A 25,139-nucleotide genomic window follows, 5' to 3' on the forward strand; every position below is an offset into this window, starting at 1 on the left:
GCTCCCCTGCTCCCTTAGTCGCCTATTTAATTGTGACTATTGAGTTCAAAGCTAGGAGAGGGTGCTGCTGGCGCAGGTGCGGGTGCAGCCTGCCGAGTAGTTTGACTTTGGGCGCGAGAGCGAGTTCTGGAGGAACTGGAGTTGCTAGAACTGTTGTAGATTCTGCGAGAACGTCGGGGTTGGGAGGTTTGAGAACTGCTGTTCTGCTGAACGTTACTGCGTCTGGAACGTACTACAGGTTGCTGTGTTTCAGAACTGCTAGTGTTGGATTGGTAAGAGCGACGGCGGGAACGATAGTTAGTTTGGGTGCTACTCGAATTAGAAGTAACAGCGGTGTTTTGAGAATACCGACGACGGGGACGGGATGTAGTTTGGGTATCAGTAGAACTAGAAGTGTCAGAGTTACTGCGATAGTAACGGCGACGGGAACGGGATGTAGTTTGGGTATTAGTAGTGTTAGAAGTGTCGTCATTGCTTTGCGAAATGCGGCGACGACGGGGACGGTATGCGGCTTGCGTGTTACTTGAATCAGAAGTAACGGCGGTGTTTTGAGAATAGCGACGGCGGGGACTGGAGACTGTAGGTGTGTTGCTGGTAGAGCTGACGCTAACTTGTCTTCGGGATGAACGGGGACGTTCTGTGTCGCTATCCTCTGTTTTGGCAGCTGTATCCCGAATATTAGACATTTTGTTCGGTTTGATTGGTTGGAGAGCCAGTATACCTTTGCGACCTTCCAGTTTAGGACGTTCGGGGAATTTCTCGATCGAGATATCTTCCACCGCTTTCACCATAAACTTATTCCAAGTGCGGGCTGCGGTAGCACTAGTTCCCCAAGTCGGGGAGTTATCATCGTTTCCTAACCAAACACCTGTGACTAGTTGGGGAATATAGCCGACAAACCAAAGATCGCGGGCTTGATCGGAAGTTCCTGTTTTGCCTGCAACTTGGCGATCGAATAATTGTGCCGGACGACCTGTACCATCATTGACCACATCTTCTAGCATCCAAGTCATAATTGCCGATGTTTCTGCATCCAAAGCTTGTTGCGGCTGTGGCTTGGCTTCAAAAATTACTTTCCCCTGTTGGTCAATGACACGACGAATTCCGTAAACTGGAGCTTGCATACCTTTAGCAGCAAAAGTGCCATAAGCGTTAGTCAATTCTAAAAGATTGACTTCCGAAGCACCCAAAGCCAGGGAATAGGTAGGCTTAAGCTCTGACTTGATGCCCATTTTGTGAGCGGTATCAATTACAGGTTGGAATCCCGTATTGAGTAACACTTTTACGGCAATTGTGTTAATCGATGAAGTCAAGGCATCTCGCATCGAGATCCAGCCTCTATAGTCATCGTTGTAGTTTTTTGGCGTGTAGTCATCTACCTGGAATGGTGCGTCCAAGTAACCGCGATAGGGAGAGATTCCACCAGCAATAGCAGTGGTGTACAAAAATCCTTTAAATGTGGAACCTGGTTGACGTTGGGCTTGGGTGACACGATTAAATTGAGTATTGTCAAAATCTGTCCCCCCTACCATTGCTTTCACTTCACCATTGCGAGGATCGATGGAAACTAAGGCTGCTTGTTGAAATCCTTGTTGTTTTCCGTTTTCGCTGACTACTTCATCAACAACTTCTTCAGCAATTTTTTGCCACTTAGGATTGAGGCTAGTTTCTACAGTTAAACCACCTGCTTCGATCGCATCTTGCGGCACATATTTCGGTAATTCCTGTTGAATATAGGAAGTAAAGTAAGCCGCTTCTGTAGACAGTCGTTTCGGTGCAGCTGGCTGGAGTGCTAAAGGTTCCGCAGAAGCCGCTTGTGCTTGGTCTTTGGTGATAAAACCTGCATCTACCATGCGGTTTAATACTATATTGCGTCTTTCTAAAGCTAGTTTAGGATTTGCGATCGGAGAAAAAGTTGAAGGCGCAGGTGTCACTCCCACAATCGTCGCTATTTCTGGCAAACTCAAATCACTGGTTGGTTTGCTGAAATAAACCCAAGCCGCATCAGCAACCCCATAAGCACCTTCACCCAAATACACTAAGTTCAGATAGCGTTCCAGAATCTTGTCTTTCTTCATCTCTTTCTCAATTTTCTGCGCCAGCATTACTTCCTGAACCTTCCGAGAAATGCTGCGTTCTTGATTGAGAAAAACAATTCTGGCTAGCTGTTGAGTAATGGTACTACCACCTTCCACCACATTTCCAGCACCGATATTGGAGACAAACGCCCGTCCCACACCTTGCCAGTCTACTCCGTGATGCTGGTAAAAGCGACGGTCTTCTGAAGCAATAAAGGCTTGCACCAGTTGCGGTGGCATTTGCTCTAATGGCAGCTTTTCTCTAGTGGCTGGGCCAATCTGTTGCAGAATTGTGCCGTCTTCTGCTTTGATCGTCAGAGTTCCATCTCGGACAAAGGTAACAACATCATTAGGTGAAGGTAAGTTGCGCTCCAATGTCCACCAGGTAATCCCTGTAGCCAGCGCTCCACCACCTAATGTGACAGCTGCACCTGTAGTAATCCAGAATTTTTTTGTCCGATATAGCGGATTATGAGGGTCTAACCAAGGTGAATCTAGGACAGATTGGGGAATATGTAGTTTAGTCGCAATTTCTCTAGTAGTCTGCTTGACAGTACTTAGGAAGTTGGTGCTAGCTGTTTCCTGATTTTGTGCCGCAATTTCTTGGGCCGCAGCTATTTCTGCTTCAGCGGCAGCAGAAAAACTCCCCAGTTCTTCTAAACTATTTAATTGATTTGGTTCAAGCGGTTCTTGGGGAGTTTCTGGAGTAATTGGAGAAGCTTCCTTTGTCACCTCTTGGGGGGCGGTAGTTTGCTGAATTTCTGTTTCTCTGCCAGAGGTCTGTTCGGGTTTTGATTCAGAGCCACTGAACTTGGTCGAAATTTCTTGCAGTTTGGGAATAAATTTTGTCACGATACTGCCTCACACAGGACACAGGCCAAGTTTAAACTCGTTTTATTTTCAGTTTATTTATCGAATTTGCGCCCCTATACCTCTCCCTAATAGACCATCGGGATCAGAGCGAGTCACTATGAGTTAGAATTTTAACTCATCTCTTCACTTTCAACACTCTTTAGGTTAATTCAGTCTTCGATTCTGGTCAATGAGCCTGCAAGGGAATAATCAGCTGAGTTTCGGGCGTGCGATAGGTGCTGACGCACAAGCTTGGCGATATGTTCCATCAGCACAGGCTTGGCGATAGGTGCTAAGGCAAACGCTTGGCGATCGCATTGACAGAAATCAGTCAAGCCGAATATTCTATCTTAGATGGTTCTCTCTTGACTCCCATCCAACTTCATTGTAGAGGGAGATAAATTGCAACCAGCTAATAAATTGTTGCTTATGTCAAGACAATCAATGAACACTTTGTCTTGTCAATTCCCCTTTACCATATTTAAAATCAAAACTTGGTAGGTGAAGAAATACTCATATTAAGGAGTACTGTGAGGATGAACGCTAAAACATTCGCTGCTATTATCGGTGTTGCTTCCGTGCTAGTTGGTTGTGAATTTAATTTGTGGGGGCCAGGTGTTAGCGATGTCTCAGTCTGCGAAAAAGCCAATCCTTTAGAAGGGTGTGAAAAAAATCAAAATACTTTTAAAACAACCACTCCCAAGATATTCGCTACAGCTAAATTAGATAATGCTGTGGAAGGAACAAAGGTAAAAGTCCTTTGGCGCTTAAATCAAGGCCAAAAAGTCAAAAATGTTCGGATCTATGAAAAAGAGTTTACCACCAAATTAGATCAAAAACAAATCACTAGTGCTTTAGCTCCGGCAAAGGTTTGGCTACCAGGAACATACGAAGTATCCTTTGTAATAGTAGGAGATGAATCTAAGCGGGAGAGTGAAAAGTTTCAAATTAAATAAGTAAAAGTTTTTCACTAGGACAATTAAATAAATCCTTATAGTATCCCAACTCTCTCAAGCAAAAACTCTGCTTAGATTGTGGGATATTGTTATATTTAAACAGAAGCTTAGATTCTTCCTTTTGCCTAAAATAAGCTTAATTCATGAAAAATATTGACCTTTTGGGATTTATTGCCGCCGCTTTAACTACAATTGCTTTTATACCGCAATTGGTAAAGACTTGGCAAACAAAGTCTGCCGGAGATGTTTCTTTCGGAATGTTATTTACCTTTTGTTCAGGAGTATTTTTATGGTTATTGTACGGTATTTTCATCCAATCTTGGCCTGTAATTGCGGCTAATTTCCTGACTTTAATTTTTAACTTGCTAATTTTATCGCTTAAGATCAGATATGACTAAGTATAATTCTACTGAAATTGATTGATTGTGAACTCTGCTATATTTGCTGCTGAACGTTTGCTATTTACCCCGGCAACGCCAAACAATGATTCAATTCCTACTATCTTTGCTTTTCCCAATGAGTATACTGTGGGAATAACTAGCCTTGGCTATCAAATTGTCTGGGCAACTTTGGCAATGCGTTCTGATTTAGAAGTCAAACGATTATTTACTGATATTCACGAACAATTACCGAAAAATCCTGAATTAGTTGGATTTTCTGTGTCTTGGGAACTTGATTATATAAATATCCTAAATTTACTGGAATTTTTAGAAATTCCCTTGCGTTCATCTAGACGTACTGATGCAGATCCGCTAATATTTGGTGGTGGCCCTGTTTTAACTGCTAATCCCGAACCTTTCGCTGATTTTTTCGATATTATTCTGTTAGGAGATGGCGAAAATCTCTTAGATGTTTTTATTGATGCTTACAAAGAAGTTCGTGACGCTGATAGGCAGACTAAACTCCAAAGATTAGCCCAAGTTCCAGGGGTTTATGTTCCTAGTTTATATGAAGTTAGCTATCAAGAAGCTACAGGTGTAATTAAATCAATCCAACCAATTAATAACCAAATTCCTGCACAAGTTGAAAAGCAAACTTATCGAGGAAATACTTTATCTGCTTCCACTGTGGTGACAGAAAAGGCTGCTTGGGAAAATATTTATATGGTGGAAGTGGTACGCAGTTGTCCTGAAATGTGCCGCTTTTGTTTAGCGAGTTATTTAACTTTGCCTTTTCGCACTGCCAGTTTAGAGGGTTCATTAATTCCAGCGATCGAAAAAGGTTTAGAAGTAACTGATAGATTGGGATTACTTGGTGCGTCGGTAACTCAGCATCCTGAGTTTGAAAATTTGTTAGATTATTTAGCGCAACCAAAGTATGATAATGTGCGGTTAAGTATTGCTTCGGTGCGAACAAATACGGTGACGCAGAAGCTAGCAGAAATTTTAGCAAAACGTGATACTCGATCGATCACCATTGCGGTTGAAAGCGGTTCGGAAAGGTTGCGAGAAATTATTAATAAAAAACTGAAAAATGAAGAGATTATTCAAGCTGCTGTTAATGCTAAAGCAGGTGGTTTAAAGGGGATAAAACTTTATAGTATGGTGGGTGTTCCAGGAGAAGAACCCGCTGATTTAGATGCAACTATTTCGATGATGCGGTCAATAAAAAAAGCTGCCCCAGGTTTAAGATTAAGTTTAGGATGTAGCACTTTTGTTCCGAAAGCGCATACACCTTTTCAATGGTTTGGAGTGAATAACCAAGCAGAAAAACGATTGAAGTATTTGGAAAAAAATTTAAAATCGCAGGGGATAGAATTTCGTCCAGAAAGTTATAATTGGTCGGTAATTCAGGCTTTGATATCGAGGGGCGATCGCAGACTTTCCCATTTGTTAGAGTTAACTCGTGATTATGGCGATTCTTTGGGTAGTTATCGTCGCGCTTTTAAAGAATTGCGGGGAAAATTGCCAGAGTTAGATTACTATGTTCATGCTAACTGGGATTTAGAACAAGTTTTACCTTGGAGTCACTTACAAGGGCCATTGCCAGTAGCAACATTGCAAAAACATCGTAGCATGGCGATCGCCAATTTTCCCGAAACACAAGGTTAATCTTAATCCCTAACTTTTCAAAGAAATATTAAGAATAATAGGCAACAGCAGAATTGGAGGATTAGGCTAGTAATCACCGAAAATTGTTGACTTTTACTCTTTATTGAAAAGGAAAAAATAATCTATGCAATCAAGAAAACATCAGTATAATTACCAAAGGGTATTTCGGCAAATTTCTATAGGGTTTGGTGCATCTTTATGCTTATTAGCGATCGCACAAAACACTAATATTAATCCAGTTAAAGCTAACAGCATAGAAATTGCCCAAGCAGCTTCAGTTTGCGAAAGTAGCGGTGGTAGTCAGTTTGTGAGTGCAGAAACCAAAAACTATTTAGTGTATATTTGTGGTGGTGATAATCCGAATACTTATGTTGGCATGGCTAAAAATGGAGGAAATAGTATTTCCTTACCGTTGCAAACTTATAGTAGAGACAGATTTGTAGCGGTTAATGGTGATACCCGTTACACTCTGACTCGGGCTGAGTTAATTGTTACCAAGAATGGCCGAGTTATTGCCAGAGAAAGGGCTCAATGGAAACGATAATTGACTAATTATTAATCAGATTTTACCCAAAAATAGTACAGTATGAGATTAATGAGCAACTTAATTGATCAAATACTCTCATGCTGCATTTTCAGTACTCCTCACTAATTGATGCACCCGTAGAAGTTGTCTGGAACTTTCACGAAAGACCGGACATTTTGCAAATTCTGACTCCCCCTTGGCAACCTGTAGAAATAGTCCGTCGAGAGGGGGGTTTAGATGTGGGTGCAATTACCGAATTTCGCATTTTATTAGGATCGTTTCCTGTAAGATGGGTAGCAAGACATATTGAGTGTGAAAAAAATCGCGCATTTACCGATCGCCAAATTAGTGGGCCAATGGAAAGTTGGGTACATCGGCATTTATTTACAGAAGAGAATGGAAAAACCAGACTAACCGATCGAATTGATTACGAATTGCCTGGTGGGTTAATCGCTGAACTACTTTTAGAATGGTGGGTAAAAGCGCGACTAACTGATATGTTTCGCTATCGCCATGAAGTAACAAAACGGGAATGTGAAAAGTAAGTTATTGGAGCAAAAATTACCCGAAAATGCAAACAACAGCAGAATATTTCTGTGCTTACTGTGGCGAACCGAACTTAACATTTGTTGATTTGAGTGCTGGTGGACAACAGACTTATACTGAAGATTGCCAAGTTTGTTGTCACCCAAATGTTTTATATGTGCGAGTAGACGAAGAAACTTTAGATGTCGAAATTGATACGGAATATGAAGGCTAAAAATTTATTACCTTGTTTTTAGGAATTAGATGATGCCAAAGTGTATTCACTAAGAAATAAAGGATTGGGGAAAATTTAGGAGAGAGAAACGGGAAAGGGAATATTACCCAATCTGGAGAGGCATCCTCAATCAGGATGCCATTTTCCCTTTTCCTAAGTAGCTGTTAGATCGTTTATCCAAATGATTGATACATACAAGTATACAGAAACCTGGTTTCTTAGAGAAACCAGGTTTCTGGGTTTCTAGGTAATACTTAAGTAAATTTTCGAGAAATTTGCGGAAAGGCTTTTGGGGAATTTGAAGAATAGATTAGTGAGCAATCAAGTAATTAAACGCTCATCAATCACTCTCTGAAAATAATCCCAAACTCATCCTTAAATAAAGGTAAATGTGACATTATGGAAACTAAAATTACCAACTCCAAAGTATTAAAATTAGCCTTAGCGAGTGCAGGCGCATTGTTGTTTTTAGTTCCTTCTTTAGGAGCAAATGCACTAACAAAAAACCTCAACAATTCTGAAAAACAAGTATCACAAAGTAGAAATTCTTTCTTAGTTGCACAAGCAAATTGTCCTACTCGCCGTTCCACGATCGATCGCACTTTTGAAACTCCCAATTATTACGTAACGATTTGTTCTGGAGACTCGCGGAATTCTTTAGGTTATTATATTGGTGCGGCGAAAGATGGTAGCGGTGGCATTACTGTTCCTTTAACACGCAGAAGTGGCGATCGATACATTGCGGCTAACGGAGATACAATTTATGCCGTCACTCCTTATGAATTAAGAGTAAGTCGAAATGGCAGAACAATTCTCAATGAAAGAATTCTAGCTGCTAGCAGCGATGACACATTTTCAGCCAGAGGTTGTCGCAACAGAGAAAGTACTTTCGTGACAGCGGAAACAGCAAGTTATGTAGTATCAATTTGCGGTGGTGATTTTCCCGGTAGTTATGTTGGTGAGTCCAAAAATGGTAATGGAAGAATCAGATTAGCTTTGCAAAGATATGAAGGCGATCGCTATATCGCTGTTAACGGCACTACCCGCTATGTTCTGACTCGCAACGAATTAAGAGTTACCCAAAACGGTCAAACTATCCTCAGAGAAACCGTTCGTAACTGGAATTAATTTTTTATCTAACAACTCTCCGAAACTAAACACCCGGTTTCTTGAAGAAACCGGGTGTTTTTGTGTACTTTTTGCAACTGCAACTTGCTGCAAGTAGTTGCGCTTTCTTGCTAAAATACAACTACTGATAGCGACTTTCTAAATTTTGAAACCACTTTTGCCGCAATAATAAAATAATGATACAACCTGGTAATATTGCCCCTTGTCCAACTGTTTGAATGGCGACTATCGCTGTATCTGAAGATAGAATTTTTGAGTGAATTTGGTGATAGATAACCGCTGTTAAAACTGGCAGTAATCCAAGTAAGATAATCAGGGAACGAGTATTAACTAAAAAAAACTTGTGAAAATGCAAAGGTTGACGCACCCAACAGACAATCCAACTGATAGTTTTCTCGGCTCCGGTTAAGATAATTCCTGGTATAATTAATTCTGGGATTAGAGGAATTAGTAACAGATAACTGGGTTGTAAACCGTAGCTGTAAATGGGAAAGGTAACTGCTCTTAATTCACGATAACGACTGTAAAATAGTGCGATCGGCCATTGCAATAAGAATTGGGGAATGCTAGTTATATATTGAGGATGGGATAATAGTTCTGGTACGGTGGAAATTAGGGCGATCGCACCATAAGTTCCCAGAAATAAAGCAATGTAAAGTCCGGTAACTCGTAGCGTAGTTGTCCACTTTTGAGGAAAGCGCAAAACGTAATTGCAAACAAGCAATAAACCAAGGGAGAATAAAATCAAATTACTCGCCCACAAACTATCAATTATGCCAGTGTTTCCTAAAGCTAGGAATGTGAGTGCGATCGCGATAATAAATCCCGGTATCCAACGTTTTAATTTCTTTTGGTAAGCAACAAAGCGCACTAAATAACCACCCGTTCCCAAACCACTAAAACAAGTAACAAACATACCCAACATATACCAAGTTGCAATTAATGGTTTTGTCTTTCCCGGTATGCCAAAAGCTTGTTTTACCCAGCTAACAGACTGCTTAATTAAAGAAGAATCGTAAGGTTCAATCAAATGATCTGCTGTCGGAGAAATCACCAATAATCTAGCTTTTCCTGACTGAAAATCGCCACTTTGTTGAAATTCGGAAATATTTTTACCAGTCGCAGATTGCAACATTTCTCGCATTAGTGATGGCGGATGTAACTGTTCATAAAGACCAATTCCCATCAACAAATTTGCGGGATAAATTGGAGTAGCTAACCCACTCATTCCCAAAACAACTGTAGTTTTATAACGGTTATCATCGTTAGCTAAACCTAAAGCAGTAGCGCCACCCATTGAATGCCCTCCAATACCGATTCTTGTAATATCAAACAGTTTTGGATTAGCTTGAATAAAAGCCATTACTGCTTTCCCATCTGTATCATTTCCTCCCTCTGAATAAGGTCGAAAATAAGATTCTCCAAAACCACCAAAATCAAAAGTTAAAGCCGCTATTCCTTCCCTCGCTAATTCAATGGCTAACGGAGACATGATTTCCTTAGTTGAATTAATCCCATGAGTTAGCACCATTACTGGATAAGGTGGTTTAGCAGTTTTGGGAGTGTATAATGTTCCTATTAAATGTCGGTTTGGCGCTACATCAATTTTGATCGATCGGGTTTGAATTTCCGATGGGTAAGAGAGGAAACAAATTAGAATTCCGACAGCCAATAGGAGTAGGCTTAAGATTAATCCCGTGTAACGTTTGGGGAACAATTTATATTTCATAATTTTGGGCTGAGAAAATTTATATAAAGTAGGGTGCGTCAGACCGATAAAGTTAGCTATTTTACCCAAAATTCTGCTATCTGACGCACCCTACAGCCTCTATGTTATTTGAGTGCTTCCATACTGCTGGGGCATTTTACTTCCGTTGCAGTTACTATACCAGGCATGGGTGGATCTCCCGCCTTTTTAGTTTCACATACTATTGAGTGCGAAGTTTTATCACGAGGATTTGTGCCGAACAAACCAACAACTCCCAGGTAGCCTTTAACATTTTCATTTAATGGAATGGCAAAGGCATTAACTCCATTTTTACCAATTGGTGAAATTGAATATTTATAATTAGTGGTTTGAGTCTTAATACCAACTCCCAAACTTGCCCATGCTTCGGGCGTACTTTCTGTGACAAATGTACCATTTTCTGTGTAGTAATCTTGTTGAGCTTTATTGATTGAGCTAACATATTGTTTACCTTCTGCTTGTTTGCCTTTACCACATTGGCTCAAACACGAAGTAAAAACAGTAAAGCTATAAGTAAAGCTATAATACATACTACCAATTGATGCTAGGATAGCTACAAGTTGCAGGAAAACCAAAAATCCAAACGGAGTGGTTAGTTTTTCAGTGTTTTTTTGCTGATCTGAATCGGCTATTTTTTCGGAAGAAATACCGTTATTTAATGCAGTCTTTGCTTGACTTGCCGTATTAAATCGTCGTTCAATAGCAGGATCGGTTAATATTGATAACCACTGGGAAAAACTCGGACTGAGACTTAGTTTATCTGGTATTTGCCACCGCATTTTTCGCTGCGGTAAATCAGCCGGAGAAATACCCGTTAATAAATGAATCAAAGTCGCTCCCAATGAGAATAAATCAGAAGCAGGTATAGCGCCTCCCCACAGTTGTTCTGGTGCTGCATACCCCGCCGTTCCTACCACAGTAAAGGTAACTCCCTCTGCTTTGGCTTTCTCTTGCACTGCGCCAAAATCTACCAGATATATTTGCTTATTTTGGTTATAAATAATGTTACTGGGTTTAAGGTCTCGATGCAAGACTGGCGGACTCAATTCATGGAGATAAATTAGAATATCCAAAAGTTGATTGGCTATATCTTTGGCTTCGATTTCTGTGCAGAGTTTTCCCTTGTTTAATAGCTGCTGTAAAGATGAACCGGGAATATATTCTTGTACTAACCCAAACCAAGGTAAACCATCACCTGCTTGTTTGTCTAAGGAAAAATAATTGAGATACTTGGGAATTTTGGGATGGTTGAGTTGTTTGAGAACTGACGCTTCCCGTTCAAATAACTTTAATTCTTCCCACTGCATTTGCGGGCTAAATGACAGTAGTTTGATAATTACTTGTTGGTGAGGTTCGGTGGATAAATCAACCCCTAACCAAGTTTGACGATTAGCATGATTTCCTAACAGTTCTTGGAGTTGATAACGGTTTTGTAAGATTTGTTCTTGGCACAGCATAGTCAATTTCCTTTTGATTTTTAGTTTGATAAAACGGGTTTCTCTGGTTGTGAGATTGATATTTTAGAATTGGACAAAAAGTTCGTTTTCTTACCGATCGCGCAACCAATCTTTGATTTCTTGAACTAACCACTCACGCTCTGATTCGGTTAATTTTTTACCAAACCTATATACCTCTTTTCCGGTTTCGATAATGATTCCCTCAAAAGGGATGACTTCTAGATTTTTAATTTGTGATGTTTTACCTGAACCCCACTTAGAGACAAAGGTCAAAAAACTCTTTTTAAACAGGAATTTGTTCTGGTCAAAAGAAAATTTATCTATTCCGAAACTATTCAGTAAATTAAATTTTATTTCAGAGATAATTGAGTGAATTTCATTAACGAATGTATTAACGAAATCTGATATGTTTGACAGACAAGATTTATAACTTAATAGTATTAAGCGAATGTATATAATGACTGTCATTAAAAATATAAAAGGAATAAGATAAAATAGAGAATGTAACAAAAAACTCAAAAATATTGCTAAAAACACACATACAATAAGTGGTAAGAAAAAAGCTAGAAGCCCATGAATACAAATGACAAATAATATAACCAGAGGTGTTAATATAAATAATATAATTCTGCTTGATTCTGCCAATATAAAGGCGGTTGTAGCGGTAAGGATATTTAGCAACGATTGGCGGCATCTGGGAACTTGGAATACTAACTTGTCCGCTGTCTTTTTCATCTTAATGTTGCTGCGATCGGGGCGAGTAAATTTTGGTAAAGAATCACTCCTATTGAAGGCTTTTAATGCTTGGACTGCCGAACTAAATCGGCGGTCTAAATCTGGTTCAATTAGCATTTCAATCCAGTCGAGAAATTGCCGATCGATACTCACTTTATCTCGAAATTGAATCCGTAAATTACATTGAGGCAAATTCGCTGGTGTTATCCCAGTCAATAAATGAACTAATGTCGCTCCCAAAGCATATAAATCTGAAGCGGGAAATGCTTTTCCCCAAAACTGTTCTAGGGGTGCATAACCAGCCGTTCCCACAACTGTAAAAGTGGCTCCTTCCACAATATTTGGATTAGCAACTGAGCCAAAATCTACCAAGTAGATCTGTTTATCTTTTCCCACAATCACATTGCTGGGTTTGATATCTCGGTGCAAAATCGGAGGATTTAATCCATGCAGATAAATCAAAATATTTAAGATTTGAATGGCAATTTTTTTCACCTGTGATTGGCTGAAATGATAACTCCGATCTAATAAATTTTGTAAAGATGCTCCCGGAATATAATCTTGTACTAAGCCAAACCAGTATAAACCTTCTCCTGCTTCTTTATCGATCGCAAAATAATTCCGATAGCGAGGAATATGGGGATGGTTAAGTTGCTTTAAAATTTCCGCTTCTCGTTCAAATAGTTTGAACTCTTCCCACTGCATTTGGGGACTAAAGGCGAGTAACTTTACTATTACTGGTATTGGTGGATTTGTTGACAAATCTCTGGCGATCCAAGTTTGATGACCTGGATTTTGTGCTAAGTTTTTTTCTAATTGATAAAGGTCGTTTAAAATTTGTTTAGTTTGTAACATAATATCTATTGCCTCGATCGGAGTTGATATTTCTATTATGTCAAGTAACTATTTGAGTTCGTGACTGACTTCTTTGAGTACTCATCGACTTTTCATCACAAATTTGGTTTCTTGGAGAGAAGATCAATTTTAATTAGATATTTTTACTTTTAGTAAGTTACTAATAATTTAAAAACCCGGTTTCTTCTGAGAAACCGGGTTTTTCTAGAAAAAGATTTCAACTCAAGCTAGAAGCACAAAATCTTGTTGAGTAATCAAATTAGCAGAAATGCCATTCAAAGTCGCAATGGGCAGGTTACGTCTATCTTTGGTCAAGTTTTGCTAATAGTGACTGAGGTTTTATCAATAGCAGTTGAGGAGATTTGCGGAATACTTTCCCAAAGTGGAGGTCGCCAGCATAAATAGAAAAGTGCGCCTAACAAAGGAGTGAGAGAAACTAACTGCAAAATCGGTTTATTTTCTACACCTCGTCTGGCTATGTCATCTCCCAAAAGTGTAGGAAATAAGAGGCAAAACAAACAAAATGCTAAACTCATGCCGTTAACAAAGCGACTGGTTTGAAACTGAATTATAAAGTCTTGCCAATCTCCCATGCTTAAACCGTAAATCAGCAAAATAATGGTGCTAATAGTTAAAATAAAACCTGTCCAACGGGAGTCAAAAAGTTTTAGGATAATGTCTTTTTTCCCGGAAAATTCTTGATTAGCTTCTCGCAAGGCTAAATAGGGTATTAACCCAATTACTCCTGTAGCTATTGATGCTAGAAGAAAAGGCCATGCGGCTATTTTTTGCATTCTGCCATCAAACAGCATTAAACAAGTGTAAATTAGTAACCAAATCCCAACTAAAGAAAATAATGAAAAGATTATTGGGTTAATTTCTAACCAATGTCCAGTGAATAGATTTTGTAGTAGTGTAAGTGTGCTTGATTGTACAGGAGGCGCAAATAAAAGGATGTACAATATAAATCCTGCCCACAAAGACCATAATGCAATTTTTCTCTTCATAATCATGGCTACAAACTCTAGAATTAAGGTGAGGAATGGGCTTAGTTAGGGCGGGTTTTGTCAATAATTTTTTGTGAGAAGACAGAGATCATGGCTAAACCCGCCCCTAAAAGAGGTGTATTACAGGAACTTGCTTTCAAGTAAAGTGAGAAATTGGGTAGATTACGTCTATCTTTGGTCAAGTTTTGCTAGAAATTGGATTCAAAGATGCTGGGAATTTTCTGTCTTTTCTTGAACTACTTGCTGGTAAAATTGTTCTAAGGCGGTTACACAGGTTCGATCGCAATACAGATAAGGATAGTTTTGAATTATTTGTGCAACGATCTGGTTTCTCCATTCTTTATCCAACCCCAATTTCACGGCAATTTCAATGTATTCAGCTTCATTTTTGGCAATGGTTTCTGTTACTTGCAGTTGTTGTAAAATGGCAGATGAATGACGACCGCGCATAAATTGACCTGGACAGGTGACGATCGGTAATTTACAAGCTACAGCTTCTAGTGTAGATCTGCCTCCTGACCATTGAAAAGGGTCTAAAAATACATCAGCAATTAAATGCAAATTCCAATAATCATCTTGATATTGCTGGGGTAAAATAACACAATATTCTTCACTATTTAACCCTAATTTTTCAAAAGCACCTTGTAAGCGTTGCCGAAGTTGTTTGGTAACATGAGGGTTTTTGTTAGAGATAAAAGCAAATTGACTTTGGGGAACTTGCTTGGCTATTTCTGCAAAAACATAATCGTATTGTGGCAGATATTTATATAAAGATTGACAACATAAATAAACGATCGCATCTTCTCGCAGTTGAAAATTTCCACGATTTTTTACTGGTTCGGGAATATCGGGTTTAGCATAAGCAATGCCAATACCGGGCAACCGGACTAACTTTTCTGAATAATATTTTTCTGCTTCTGGTGGTTCCATTAAATCGCTAGATAAAAAGTAATCGATTGTTGGTAAACCAGAGGTAACTGGATGTGCCCACGTAGTACATTGAATTGGTGCAAGTCTTAAACTAGCAAAAATAGTCATATATGGGTGCATTCCAATATCTAGAAATACGAGGATATGCAAGCGATCGGCAATGATTTTTTGAGCTACATTTTTAATGTAATTACTATCTAATGTTTGTTGGTGTGGAAGTTGATAAAACGCATCGCTATGTTCTTGAATCAACTTGACTGTTGCAATATCGGAAGGAGTTCCTAGTTGATAACATAGTATGGTAAATTTTTCGCGATCGCTATGACGCAACCAACCAGAAAACAAATGCGTCACTGTATGATAGCTGAGAAAATAATTGGAAATATAACCTACTCTAATTTTGCTATTATCTTCGCTCTTTGGCATCCTTCTAGGAATTACGAATTCCGGGAAATTTGCCGCCATTATTTGCTGAAAAAATTCTCCATATTGAATTTGTAAATCTTTGTCGTCTTTTGCTTGATAAGCTAAATAAAAATTTGTATGCAACCCACAAGCTAATAAGGCTTTTTGTTTATCCTCAGATGTTTCTAAATTAGTTTGCTTCTTCAGAATATCTAAACCTTTGCGGAAGCGTTGCCGATAAAAATCTATTTCCTCTTCATTTTCATATAATATTGGCAATTTTAATAAATTTAGTTTATTGAAATACAAATTATTTAGCAATGCTTCCGATGCTTCTTCAGCAACTTTGATGCCTTCGTTTACTCGTCCAGAAAAGTTCAAAAATTCTAATAATTTAACTATTATATCATCGATATTACCATAAATTTCTTTTGCTTGTTTGAGCAAATTAATTGCTGTTTTCTCTTGTTCTAAGTTGTAGAGACTGGTAATTAAGTTTAAATAAGCACGATCGACATCTTCGGTAATCTTTTCTTGGTCTTTGGTTTGTGATTCTAGAAAAGATTGATAATAGTTAATTGCCGTTTCGTAGTTATTTTCATAAAAATAGGCATCGCCAAAATAAAGATTAGCTTTATTTTGATCCGAGCCATTTTTCGCTTTAAATAACTTAGCTAAATCGTGAAGTATTTCGGAATTTGTTTGTTCTATTTGCAGGGCTTTTTTGTAAGCGAGAATTGCTTCATCATTTCGGCGGCGTTGGGTTAATATTTTACCTAAATAATGGTATGCTTCACTACGTTGAGGAGCGGTCGCGATCGCCTGTTCAAAAATTTGTTCTGCTCTCGTCAGGTTTCCTTGCTCAAATAGAATAATTCCTAAATTTATATAACTACTAATCCATTTAGGATCGATCGCTATAGACTGTTGATAAGCACGAATAGAATTGGTAATCTCACCCTTTTTTGCTAAAACTAAACCCAAGCGATAATAATAAATTGCTTTTGGTGAACCAATTTTTATTGCTCGATCGATTAACTCTAAAGCTTCCTGATATTTCCCTGATTGGTAATATAAAATCCCCAAATTGCTGAAAATTTCTGCATTATTTGGTTCACATTCCAAAGCAGCTTTATATTTTGCTTCTGCTTGAGCAAAGCAGTTTTGTTTATGCCAAGCGATCGCTTCTTCATGTAAAGAAATAGAATTAGACATTTCGGATTATGAGGGCAATAGCCAGGAAAGATTAGATTTTAAATTTTAGTATTAGAAAGAACTTTTTCCGCAGCCTTTTCTTTATTTTCTACTAAGGGAGGACGCAAGCAAAGATAGGCAAGGGGGCCAAATAAAGGCAGGAGAGAAACCGCCCAAAAAACGGTGGAGTTTTTCATTCCTCGCCTCGCCATATCATCTCCCAAAAGTGCGGGAAATAACAAACAAAGCAGACAAAAATCTAAACTCATGACATGAATAAAACGGCTAGTTTGCCACTGTTGAATAAAATCTTGCCAATCTCCAGCGATTAAACCAAAAGCAACCAAACCTAGACTAGTCAAAGTAAGTAAAATAGCTGTCCACCGAGAATCTAATACTTTCAAAAATTTATTTTTGCTGCCAATAAATTCGGGGTTTGGTTCTCGTAAAGCTAAATAAGGCAACAGAGAAAAAGCACCAACTCCAAAAGAAGCAGCGGCAAAAGGCCAAGCTTTTACCTTTTGTCCTCTGCCATCAAAAAAGAGTAAACAACTGTAAATAATAGGCCAAACGCCCATAATATTAAACAGTGCGACAATCAAAGGATTAATTCCGGCAATTTGACCAGTGGAAAGATTTTTAATTAACTCAAAAGTGCCTGGTTGCTGCGGTGGTGCTAACAGAAAAGCATAACCAACAACCCCTAACCAAAGTAACCAAAAACTAATTTTCCTAATCACAATCCCTCTTCTTTCTTTCTCTGCGTTCTCTGCGTCCTCTGCTGTTCAAAAAAATACTAACTCAACGCCTCCGATAAATAATCTGCTGCTGCTTCAACAACTGCGATCGCATTTTCATAAAGCATTCTCGTTGGCCCTAAAACACCCACACTTCCCACCGGAACCGTACCATGACAATAATTAGCAGAAATCAGCGTACAAGTACGAATTGGTTCTAAAGGATTTTCCGAACCAATTCTCACAGTTACCCGCTTTCCTGAATTTTCCGATTCATTTGTTTCAAAAATTAACGGCCAAAGTTGGTCTTGTTCCGCTTCCAACAAATGCAGTAACATTTTTACTTGCTGCAATTCCGAAAATTCTGGTTGACGCAACACTTCGGATACGCCACGAATTAAAATTTGGGTAATCGCTGGTGGTTTAGTGCGTCGCTTTACTTCAATGAATAAATCACGCAAAAAATCAGCATATTGTTGAAATTGCCGATCTAATTGCATCCAATCTAATGTAGCTAATTCCGCAAGCGATCGGCCCCGAATTTGCGAATTCAAAAAGTTAGAAAGAATCTGCAATTCGCGATCGATCGCTTCTGCATCTGGTTGAGAATTTTCCCTTTGTGGCAACTCCATTAACACTGATTGAGTTTCATAACTATCCATCACCACAATTAACATTACTTTTCCCGGTTCTACCTGCACTAATTGCAAATGTCTCACTTGATTCGTGCGCGATTGGGGTAATGTAATCAGAGTAATATAACCACTGAGAGTCGCCAAAATTTGCGCTGCACCCTGTAACAACGCCTCAAAACTCCAATCATCCCGATTCAATTTATCTAGGAGTACTTGTTCGACTTGACGCGCCACAGTTTCATCAGGCGTAATCAATTGATCCACATAAATTCGATATCCAGAATCAGAAGGAATTCTCCCCGCCGAAGTATGAGGTTGATAAAGTAATCCCACTTTTTCTAAAACACCCATCGCATTACGAATTGTCGCTGGGCTAACGCTGAGATTATACTCTTCTACTAAAGCTTTTGATCCTACTGGCTCCGCCGTTGCGATATAATGACGAACTGTTGCCCAAAGGATATGCTGTTGTCGGTTAGTTAAATGGATTGGCATAGATTATTTGAGCAAAATAGCAATTTAAATTGAATTACAAAAACAGACGTGATTTAAACCACATTGATTCAGTCTTGAGGTTTGGTCAGACTGTAATAGTAGTTTTTTATTTTGGCAGATGCCCATAAAGGTAATTGTAGTTAATATAACTCGGATTTAGCTTAAATGTAGTTTTTTTTAGTTGCTGATATTTCTCAAGTAGTGCAGCGTGGCAGAAATAACTATACAGTTAAAAATAAGTGAAAAAGCTTTGTCCAAACCTTCTTTCCTTCTGCCCTCTGCCTGCTTGTAGTTTTTAATATTGAGGTACGCTGCGATCGACTACTATAGAATAAGCATCAATCCCACCCACAATATTTTTCACATTAGTAAAACCTTGACTAATTAACCATTGGCACATTTGGGCCGATCGCACTCCATGATGACAAAGAACCAGAGTTTCTGCATCAGGATTAAGACGGTTTTGAATATCTTCCGACCATGTATTAAATTCACTTAAAGGTAAGTTTTGAAACCCTGCTAAATTAGCGATCGCTATTTCCTGCGGTTCTCGCACATCCACCAGTTGCAATCCTTCAGGAGGATCTGCCAAATAATTAGCTAATTGTTCTACACTAATTTGTCCAATAGGTTGATTAGGAAATTGTTCTGACATTCTGAAAGCTCCAATTCAGTTAACACAAATTCTACTTTAAATCATATCCAACTATTTAACCAAATTCGCAATTGATATTGCGGTAAAGTCAAAGGTAATCCTAAAAATATAGGTAAGCAAAATACAAAACCTGCCACAACTAGAAAAATTACCGTCACACCCATAATTCTTAATCGAGGCTGGTAACTTTGCAACCAGCGATCGACCAACCACGCCAAACCCAAAAAAGCAAACACCGCCGCACTCATATAAAGATAAATAAAAGTACAGCGCGTCACCTTTATCCAAGGTAAAAAATGCGCTGACCAATTAATTACCACGTAAGCAACCAACCACAATTCCTTACTTTGAGGGAAGTAATCATAATAATTAATTGGGTAATTACCTTGATTAAAAACCGTTTTTAACCAAAGCCAAACTCGTTTTAACAACAAAGCAATTAACAACAAAATTGCCAAACTTGACAACCACCATAAAACCGGATTTCCCATCCCATAAACAGCGTAAGACACATCTTTAATTCCCGGAGGTAAAGGCGGTAAAGCCGCTGCTTTAGAACTAGTTGCTGACTTTTCAAACAGATAAACTACCGGACGAATTACCAAAGGCCAAGTATACCAACTAGAGCAATAAGGATGCACCTTTGGCCCACTTTTCATACTTTGGTGAAACCCCATCATCTGTTGATGAACTTTCACAAAATTAGTATCTTTATTAATCTCTAAATGAGGAATCCATATCAAACCGTAAATTATCGCTGGAACGACAGCAAAAAAAATTACAATTTGTGAAAAATTAATCTCAGTTAGATTGTGTAAAATACTTTCTTTAACAGGCTTTCCTTTGAATTGCCGACTTGGGATTTCCGGCAAATTTCCTGAGCGATTTCTCCTAAAAACTTGCAAAAAACCAGCCAAAACCCATAAAATATAAATTCCTAACAAAAACCCTAATCCATTCCACTTAACCGCCACCGATGCGCCTAGAGAAATACCGCTAAAAAATAACCAAAATTGCCGATTTTTTCCTTGATTTGCTAAAGCTATCAGCAAAAATAGCTGACCTAAAAGACCAAACATTACCAAATAAATATTAATCAGCGCATAGCGAGATTCCACTAAAAATAAGCCATCCACAGCCATAAACAAACTAGCAATTAAAGTATAGCTACGTCGTTTACTTAATAAATAAGCGATTCCCCCCACAACCAAGGGAAAGAAAGACCCTGTAAAAGCATTCATCCAGCGATAAACCAACGGATAAATTGCTGTACCTGATAAATTATTTATATCTTTGCCTAAAATATGACTTCCTAACCACATCCCCACAGCAATCATATATTTGCCCAGAGGAGGATGAGCATCAAAAAGTGGCTGATTGTTTAAATAATTATTAGCATATTTAACATAATAAATTTCATCAAATACTAGCATATTAAATCTGCCAAGTCCCCAAAAATGTAAGGCAAAAGACAAAGCCATTATTGCTAACATTCCGAAACTAAACCAAGGCAGAGATAACTGAGAATTGTGTTTGTCCAATTTCATAAAATTTCGATTATTTTTCCAGTTTCTGATGCTCGACGCACCCCATCAGCTACTTTTAAAGCGTACAAACTAACATCCGGTGTCACATATAAAGCTGTACCTTCAATTAAGTGATCTAAAACCATTTTGGTTTCTTTGGCAAATAAGCCCCGACGACTACCTACATCAATAGGAGTTTTTTCTTCTCCTTGAACTAGATAACCTTCATCGCCATTAAACATTAAACAACCATTTTCGCCGTAAACTTCAAAGGGACGAGCAGCTTGGGAAAAAACTTCGCCTTTACCATAAGTTACTTCTGCAATTAACCCACTGGTAAAGCGTAATTTAGCTGTGCAAAGACAGGCGGTATAATATTCTGATTCACTTTCCCAAAAGCGACTTTCACAACTGACAGTTGCTACTTTACCGAATAAATCGATTAATCTGTGCAGTCGTGACAATGCGCCAACGAAAGGAAAACCAAACTGGGTAGGATGGTAAGTCCACTTATGTGGTGCGGGTTTTTGTGGATTAATGGTGCTATAACGGGCGTAGAATGGGGCACCTATTGCGGCTAGATTTCGGCGTAATGCTTGGTGCAATCCGCCGAGTAGTTCAATATGTTCAACGTGCAAAAGTTTGTTGACATTGGCGGCTAACGAGATTAGTTCTTCGGCTTGCCAAGGATGGAGCGAGAGGGGATATTCTACAACTACGTGCTTACCAGAGGAAAGGGCAGCATGAGCGATCGCACCATGCTCACTATTAATAGTACAAATAATCACCAAATCCAAATCCGGGCGCTGCACCAGCTGTTGCCAGCCTAACACTGCCGCCGCTTGGTAAGTTTGTGCAAACGACTCAGTTCTTTCGGGTGTATTACCAGCCACCGCCACCAACTGGGTGCGAGGATCGGATTGCAAAGTTTCGGCTCTCAGTTTAGCAGCATAACCTGTACCGACCAAACCTACCTTCAGAGGTATTGAAAGAGAAAAACGGGCAGAAGCACTCATCTTTAAAATTTGGGACTTAACAGCAGAAATACGATTCTTAGAAACCGAAGTTGCCACTTTCTGCAATAAGTATAAGCAATCAGGATAAGATTAGCAGATTTAATTACGAATCCCATTCACTCAAAGTGCTAATTCGCTATCAAAATTCTTGACTTTTCACGTAGTATCTAGAAGGTGAAAGAAATCCGATCGCATAACCTAGCAAATTTACATCGCTAGGACTGCTTAAGGAAAACTTATACCGCCGTTTAGAATACTTGAGAGGATCGATCATGGCCACTTACAAGGTCACGTTAATTAACGAAACCGAAGGTATAAATACAACGATTGACGTAGCCGATGATGTCTATATCCTTGACGCAGCGGAAGAAGCTGGACTTGACCTGCCTTACTCTTGTCGCGCAGGCGCTTGCTCAACTTGTGCTGGCAAACTCATCTCAGGCACAATTGACCAATCCGACCAGTCTTTCTTAGATGACGATCAGATTGAAGGAGGCTATGTTCTCACCTGTGTGGCTTATCCCACATCTGACGTTACTATTGAAACCCACAAAGAAGAAGATCTCTACTAAATTCGGTCCATTCTAGTAGCTAGATCGATTCTCTAAATGTTTTGCTACAGATTCATCCCCGTGTCTGGAGTGCAGCGCGGCAGAAAAAACCAATTAGTTGAATAAAAGGTAAAAGGCTTAACAGAAAAGCTCATCAAACCATTCTGCCTTAAGCCTTCTGCCTTGCTGCACTAGAGCATCAAGAGCATCAGTCATCTGTAGCAAACTTAAAGAGAAAAGATATAAGACCGAAGTAGTGACTTTAAGGTGAAAGAAATCCGATCGCATAACCTAGCAAATTCACCAAGTTAGGGCTGCTTAAGGAAAACGTATACTGCCGTTTAGAATACTTGAGAGGATTGATACATGGCAACTTACAAGGTTACGTTAATTAACGAAGCCGAAGGTATAAATCAAACCATTGACGTACCCGACGATGAATATATCCTTGACATAGCCGAAGAAGCAGGACTTGACCTACCCTACTCTTGTCGCGCAGGCGCTTGCTCAACTTGTGCTGGAAAAATCACCAGTGGTAAAGTTGACCAATCCGACCAATCTTTCTTAGATGACGATCAGATTGAAGCAGGCTATGTTCTCACCTGTGTAGCGAAACCCACATCTGACTGTACAATCGAAACCCACAAAGAAGAAGATATCTACTAACGCAAGTTGCTAGTTATTAAGATTGAAACTGGTGGTGGGTAGTGGGTAGTGGGTAATCAGATTCCTACTACCCACTACCCATTACCGATTACCATCATGGTTCCTGCCAAAAGATAATTGACTGATTGAGTCGTTCCAGTTGGGCACCAGGATAATAAAAATTGAGAATCTGTTGACTTGACCAACCAAGTCTAGCCAACTGAGAAGCACCGGTTTGACTTAAGCCAACTCCGTGACCAAAACCAGCACCGACAAAAGCATAACCCATCAATTCTTGGTTTTGATTTTTGAGTGGTTCTAAATAGAAAAAGCTGCTGCGAGGAGGTTTAAAAGCACTACGAACTTCTTCTTTATGTAGTTCGACGACACCTTTATCAGTGTAGATATTCATTTTCAAAATTCGCCCACTTTCAGCCCTTTCTGTCACCTCCATTTTTTGAATGCTTTGCAAGTTGGCAAGGGGATGTTTTTTCGAGTCCAAGTATTTTTGCAATTGCTCGGTCATATCGGGTAGTTTACTTTCGTAGCGCCAGCGAAATAGCGGTTCCTGTTCTTCGTTGAAACCTTGTTTCAGGCTCAGAAATCGGCGCACATTTTGTTCTTTAGTTAAACTGTAGCGCGATAAATCCCAAACATTTTGTGTGGTATCAAGTACTGATTGTAAATAAGGTCGATCGGGCCCATTCCAAACATCATTAAATCCCGCTGTAATCCCGCCAGTAGTAGAAGAATAAAGCGCATCCACTAACTCATTATTGTAAGTAAGTACTAAACTTCTAGTAGCAGCGATCGCGCGATCGGTATTCCCAGTCGCACCCTGCAAACCGAAATAAACTTGACAATGAACATCAGCAGAAAGTTCATAACCATCAACCGCAAACCGTCGCAAATTCCGTAGCGCATAAGTTCTGGCAATAATCGCTTGCGCTTCCACTGCTGCATTCGGAGCACCTGCACCAATTTCATAAGGTACAACACCCCGCAAATAGATTTCTAACGGCACCTGATTTACTAAAGTGTAATTGCCGTAGGAATTAGGCTGCATTTTGAGCGAACCATAGTATAACCTGGCAGAACGATCGGTTTTACCTGTATTCACTTTTACTAAGTTTCTTGCCGTCGAAATTTCTACATTTTGGCGATTGTAACCCAACCCATTCACTGCCCAAAACACTTTCGGAACTCGATCGACAACTTTTGTATCTATATAAGCCGTTCGCACACCTTGAGCTTGAATTGTTTGCAGCAACAAACGCCGCACTACAGGAGTGCTGTAAACATCTCGCCTCGCCCAAACTTGCCAACGGTTCGTCGGTTGGGCAATTTCCACCTGAATTCCCCGACTGCGCCAGGTATTAGCTGCGTCTTCCGCCGTTTCAAAGTTTGGGTGATTGCTTAAGACAACCCGTTCCGCCAAAATTGGTTGAGGTAAAGGCTGCATAGCAATTTGGAATTGAATTTTGTCTACCGCTAGGGTGGTGGGTTTCATGTTTCCCGCCAGGAAGCGCAGGGTTAAGCGATCGCCCTCCGTCGCCTCCAAGGTCATCTGATCTTTGAGATCTTCCCCAAATCGCTGCACAATCCCCACTTGCAGTTCCACATCATCATTGACTCCCCTTTGTTGGGTTAGTCCAGGTGCCGCCATCCCCACTACACAAGTTACGGTGACTACGACACGGCAACTATCGATCAACCACGCCCAAGCCGTTTGCTTAGTGCGCGTCTGCATCTCTTTGACATTACAGGTGCGAGTTTTCATGGCTGTTTTGCGATCGCTCACTTCACATTAGATTAGCCGATACTTGGTTAGAAAAATACTTGCAATTTAAACTCATAACGACTATGATTTATTTAAGAGAGAAAACAACTAGCAACCAATCCGATGGTAAGAGTACAGGAAATCCCCCTAACGGACATTCGTCGTCCTTTAATTAGGCAAACAGACCCAGTTAAAGTAGAAAATTTAATGAAATCAATCCAAGAAATTGGTCAACAGGAGCCGATCGATATCTTAGAAGTAGAAGGAAAATACTACGGCTTCTCCGGCTGTCACCGCTACGAAGCCTGCCAAAAACTAGGTAAAGAAACCGTCCTATGCCGAATTCGTAAAGCACCAGCTTCAGTCTTAAAAATGCACTTAGCTTAGGGGAACTCTCGGAGATGAGGGGATGGGGGGA

The 25,139-nt window shown here is 39.6% G+C and carries 23 protein-coding genes; 10 read left to right on the forward strand and 13 right to left on the reverse strand.

Annotated features, from left to right (window positions below; genetic code table 11):
* Nucleotides 1-26 precede the first annotated feature (26 nt).
* Together IQ264_RS33730 and IQ264_RS22115 are read right to left on the reverse strand one after the other, a co-directional pair.
* Complete coding sequence (locus tag IQ264_RS33730) at nucleotides 27-2,930, reverse strand: PBP1A family penicillin-binding protein (RefSeq protein ID WP_322744786.1); 2,904 nt, start codon at nucleotides 2,928-2,930, stop codon at nucleotides 27-29.
* A 170-nt stretch (nucleotides 2,931-3,100) separates the two neighbouring features.
* Nucleotides 3,101-3,265 carry a hypothetical protein gene (locus IQ264_RS22115; protein ID WP_193982969.1) on the reverse strand — a complete coding sequence of 55 codons (165 nt, stop codon included), beginning with the start codon at nucleotides 3,263-3,265 and terminating at the stop codon, nucleotides 3,101-3,103.
* A 201-nt stretch (nucleotides 3,266-3,466) separates the two neighbouring features.
* Between IQ264_RS22115 and IQ264_RS22120 the strand changes: the two genes are divergently transcribed.
* The 7 genes from IQ264_RS22120 to IQ264_RS22150 all read left to right on the forward strand — a co-directional run bounded on the left by IQ264_RS22120 (nucleotide 3,467) and on the right by IQ264_RS22150 (nucleotide 8,351).
* Nucleotides 3,467-3,886 (forward strand): hypothetical protein, encoded by a 420-nt coding sequence (locus IQ264_RS22120; protein WP_193982970.1) that lies wholly within the window; start codon nucleotides 3,467-3,469, stop codon nucleotides 3,884-3,886.
* 143 nt (nucleotides 3,887-4,029) lie between these two features.
* Nucleotides 4,030-4,284, forward strand: coding sequence for a SemiSWEET transporter (locus IQ264_RS22125; protein WP_193982971.1), 255 nt, complete (start codon nucleotides 4,030-4,032; stop codon nucleotides 4,282-4,284).
* Between the two features lie 27 nt (nucleotides 4,285-4,311).
* Nucleotides 4,312-5,937 carry a B12-binding domain-containing radical SAM protein gene (locus IQ264_RS22130; RefSeq protein ID WP_193982972.1) on the forward strand — a complete coding sequence of 542 codons (1,626 nt, stop codon included), beginning with the start codon at nucleotides 4,312-4,314 and terminating at the stop codon, nucleotides 5,935-5,937.
* A gap of 124 nt (nucleotides 5,938-6,061) precedes the next feature.
* Nucleotides 6,062-6,481 (forward strand): hypothetical protein, encoded by a 420-nt coding sequence (locus IQ264_RS22135; RefSeq protein ID WP_193982973.1) that lies wholly within the window; start codon nucleotides 6,062-6,064, stop codon nucleotides 6,479-6,481.
* Between the two features lie 80 nt (nucleotides 6,482-6,561).
* Entirely contained in the window at nucleotides 6,562-7,008 is a 447-nt protein-coding gene (locus IQ264_RS22140) for an SRPBCC family protein (RefSeq protein ID WP_193982974.1), read from the forward strand.
* A gap of 26 nt (nucleotides 7,009-7,034) precedes the next feature.
* A complete protein-coding gene (locus IQ264_RS22145; RefSeq protein ID WP_193982975.1) occupies nucleotides 7,035-7,223 on the forward strand; it encodes a CPXCG motif-containing cysteine-rich protein in 189 nt (62 codons plus the stop codon).
* Nucleotides 7,224-7,622: 399 nt separating this feature from the next.
* Entirely contained in the window at nucleotides 7,623-8,351 is a 729-nt protein-coding gene (locus tag IQ264_RS22150) for a hypothetical protein (RefSeq protein ID WP_193982976.1), read from the forward strand.
* 121 nt (nucleotides 8,352-8,472) lie between these two features.
* Here IQ264_RS22150 and IQ264_RS22155 read toward each other — a convergent pair whose 3' ends face one another.
* The 10 genes from IQ264_RS22155 to IQ264_RS22200 all read right to left on the reverse strand — a co-directional run bounded on the left by IQ264_RS22155 (nucleotide 8,473) and on the right by IQ264_RS22200 (nucleotide 21,745).
* Nucleotides 8,473-10,080 (reverse strand): alpha/beta hydrolase, encoded by a 1,608-nt coding sequence (locus tag IQ264_RS22155; protein ID WP_193982977.1) that lies wholly within the window; start codon nucleotides 10,078-10,080, stop codon nucleotides 8,473-8,475.
* A gap of 104 nt (nucleotides 10,081-10,184) precedes the next feature.
* Nucleotides 10,185-11,555 (reverse strand): protein kinase domain-containing protein, encoded by a 1,371-nt coding sequence (locus tag IQ264_RS22160; RefSeq protein WP_193982978.1) that lies wholly within the window; start codon nucleotides 11,553-11,555, stop codon nucleotides 10,185-10,187.
* A gap of 90 nt (nucleotides 11,556-11,645) precedes the next feature.
* Nucleotides 11,646-13,145, reverse strand: coding sequence for a serine/threonine protein kinase (locus IQ264_RS22165; RefSeq protein WP_193982979.1), 1,500 nt, complete (start codon nucleotides 13,143-13,145; stop codon nucleotides 11,646-11,648).
* Between the two features lie 311 nt (nucleotides 13,146-13,456).
* Nucleotides 13,457-14,152 carry a hypothetical protein gene (locus tag IQ264_RS22170; RefSeq protein WP_193982980.1) on the reverse strand — a complete coding sequence of 232 codons (696 nt, stop codon included), beginning with the start codon at nucleotides 14,150-14,152 and terminating at the stop codon, nucleotides 13,457-13,459.
* 201 nt (nucleotides 14,153-14,353) lie between these two features.
* Nucleotides 14,354-16,702: a tetratricopeptide repeat protein gene (locus tag IQ264_RS22175; RefSeq protein ID WP_193982981.1), complete on the reverse strand. Its 2,349-nt coding sequence runs from the start codon at nucleotides 16,700-16,702 to the stop codon at nucleotides 14,354-14,356.
* A gap of 38 nt (nucleotides 16,703-16,740) precedes the next feature.
* Entirely contained in the window at nucleotides 16,741-17,421 is a 681-nt protein-coding gene (locus IQ264_RS22180) for a DUF2834 domain-containing protein (protein ID WP_193982982.1), read from the reverse strand.
* A gap of 56 nt (nucleotides 17,422-17,477) precedes the next feature.
* The gene (gene hrcA / locus IQ264_RS22185) at nucleotides 17,478-18,548 is read right to left on the reverse strand and encodes a heat-inducible transcriptional repressor HrcA (protein ID WP_193982983.1); all 1,071 of its coding nucleotides are present in this window, start codon (nucleotides 18,546-18,548) and stop codon (nucleotides 17,478-17,480) included.
* A 295-nt stretch (nucleotides 18,549-18,843) separates the two neighbouring features.
* Complete coding sequence (locus IQ264_RS22190) at nucleotides 18,844-19,203, reverse strand: rhodanese-like domain-containing protein (protein ID WP_193982984.1); 360 nt, start codon at nucleotides 19,201-19,203, stop codon at nucleotides 18,844-18,846.
* A gap of 41 nt (nucleotides 19,204-19,244) precedes the next feature.
* Nucleotides 19,245-20,750, reverse strand: a complete 1,506-nt coding sequence (locus IQ264_RS22195; protein ID WP_193982985.1) for a dolichyl-phosphate-mannose--protein mannosyltransferase — start codon at nucleotides 20,748-20,750, stop codon at nucleotides 19,245-19,247.
* The gene (locus IQ264_RS22200) at nucleotides 20,747-21,745 is read right to left on the reverse strand and encodes a Gfo/Idh/MocA family protein (protein ID WP_193982986.1); all 999 of its coding nucleotides are present in this window, start codon (nucleotides 21,743-21,745) and stop codon (nucleotides 20,747-20,749) included. Before IQ264_RS22200 ends, IQ264_RS22195 begins: the two co-directional genes overlap by 4 nt.
* A gap of 272 nt (nucleotides 21,746-22,017) precedes the next feature.
* Between IQ264_RS22200 and IQ264_RS22205 the strand changes: the two genes are divergently transcribed.
* On the forward strand, nucleotides 22,018-22,317 hold the full coding sequence (locus IQ264_RS22205) for a ferredoxin (protein ID WP_193982987.1): 300 nt from the start codon (nucleotides 22,018-22,020) through the stop codon (nucleotides 22,315-22,317).
* A 345-nt stretch (nucleotides 22,318-22,662) separates the two neighbouring features.
* Nucleotides 22,663-22,962: a ferredoxin gene (locus tag IQ264_RS22210; RefSeq protein ID WP_193982988.1), complete on the forward strand. Its 300-nt coding sequence runs from the start codon at nucleotides 22,663-22,665 to the stop codon at nucleotides 22,960-22,962.
* Nucleotides 22,963-23,056: 94 nt separating this feature from the next.
* Here IQ264_RS22210 and IQ264_RS22215 read toward each other — a convergent pair whose 3' ends face one another.
* Nucleotides 23,057-24,742, reverse strand: coding sequence for a SpoIID/LytB domain-containing protein (locus IQ264_RS22215; protein ID WP_322744787.1), 1,686 nt, complete (start codon nucleotides 24,740-24,742; stop codon nucleotides 23,057-23,059).
* Between the two features lie 102 nt (nucleotides 24,743-24,844).
* Here IQ264_RS22215 and IQ264_RS22220 point away from each other — a divergent pair, with 102 nt between their 5' ends.
* A complete protein-coding gene (locus tag IQ264_RS22220) occupies nucleotides 24,845-25,108 on the forward strand; it encodes a sulfiredoxin (protein ID WP_193982989.1) in 264 nt (87 codons plus the stop codon).
* The last annotated feature ends 31 nt before the right edge of the window (nucleotides 25,109-25,139 follow it).

The sequence above is a fragment of the [Phormidium] sp. LEGE 05292 genome (assembly GCF_015207735.1).
In the GTDB taxonomy this organism is placed as follows: domain Bacteria; phylum Cyanobacteriota; class Cyanobacteriia; order Cyanobacteriales; family Aerosakkonemataceae; genus Floridanema.

Excerpts from the sequence above, each read along its gene's own strand:
- hrcA (WP_193982983.1), bottom strand. The coding sequence starts at position 18,548 with ATGCCAATCCATTTAACTAACCGACAACAGCATATCCTTTGGGCAACA.
- IQ264_RS22150 (WP_193982976.1), top strand. The coding sequence starts at position 7,623 with ATGGAAACTAAAATTACCAACTCCAAAGTATTAAAATTAGCCTTAGCG.
- IQ264_RS22135 (WP_193982973.1), top strand. The coding sequence starts at position 6,062 with ATGCAATCAAGAAAACATCAGTATAATTACCAAAGGGTATTTCGGCAA.
- IQ264_RS22205 (WP_193982987.1), top strand. The coding sequence starts at position 22,018 with ATGGCCACTTACAAGGTCACGTTAATTAACGAAACCGAAGGTATAAAT.
- IQ264_RS22120 (WP_193982970.1), top strand. The coding sequence starts at position 3,467 with ATGAACGCTAAAACATTCGCTGCTATTATCGGTGTTGCTTCCGTGCTA.
- IQ264_RS22195 (WP_193982985.1), bottom strand. The coding sequence starts at position 20,750 with ATGAAATTGGACAAACACAATTCTCAGTTATCTCTGCCTTGGTTTAGT.
- IQ264_RS22210 (WP_193982988.1), top strand. The coding sequence starts at position 22,663 with ATGGCAACTTACAAGGTTACGTTAATTAACGAAGCCGAAGGTATAAAT.
- IQ264_RS22140 (WP_193982974.1), top strand. The coding sequence starts at position 6,562 with ATGCTGCATTTTCAGTACTCCTCACTAATTGATGCACCCGTAGAAGTT.
- IQ264_RS22200 (WP_193982986.1), bottom strand. The coding sequence starts at position 21,745 with ATGAGTGCTTCTGCCCGTTTTTCTCTTTCAATACCTCTGAAGGTAGGT.
- IQ264_RS22220 (WP_193982989.1), top strand. The coding sequence starts at position 24,845 with ATGGTAAGAGTACAGGAAATCCCCCTAACGGACATTCGTCGTCCTTTA.
- IQ264_RS22125 (WP_193982971.1), top strand. The coding sequence starts at position 4,030 with ATGAAAAATATTGACCTTTTGGGATTTATTGCCGCCGCTTTAACTACA.
- IQ264_RS22175 (WP_193982981.1), bottom strand. The coding sequence starts at position 16,702 with ATGTCTAATTCTATTTCTTTACATGAAGAAGCGATCGCTTGGCATAAA.
- IQ264_RS22155 (WP_193982977.1), bottom strand. The coding sequence starts at position 10,080 with ATGAAATATAAATTGTTCCCCAAACGTTACACGGGATTAATCTTAAGC.
- IQ264_RS22170 (WP_193982980.1), bottom strand. The coding sequence starts at position 14,152 with ATGAAGAGAAAAATTGCATTATGGTCTTTGTGGGCAGGATTTATATTG.
- IQ264_RS22145 (WP_193982975.1), top strand. The coding sequence starts at position 7,035 with ATGCAAACAACAGCAGAATATTTCTGTGCTTACTGTGGCGAACCGAAC.
- IQ264_RS22165 (WP_193982979.1), bottom strand. The coding sequence starts at position 13,145 with ATGTTACAAACTAAACAAATTTTAAACGACCTTTATCAATTAGAAAAA.
- IQ264_RS22190 (WP_193982984.1), bottom strand. The coding sequence starts at position 19,203 with ATGTCAGAACAATTTCCTAATCAACCTATTGGACAAATTAGTGTAGAA.
- IQ264_RS22160 (WP_193982978.1), bottom strand. The coding sequence starts at position 11,555 with ATGCTGTGCCAAGAACAAATCTTACAAAACCGTTATCAACTCCAAGAA.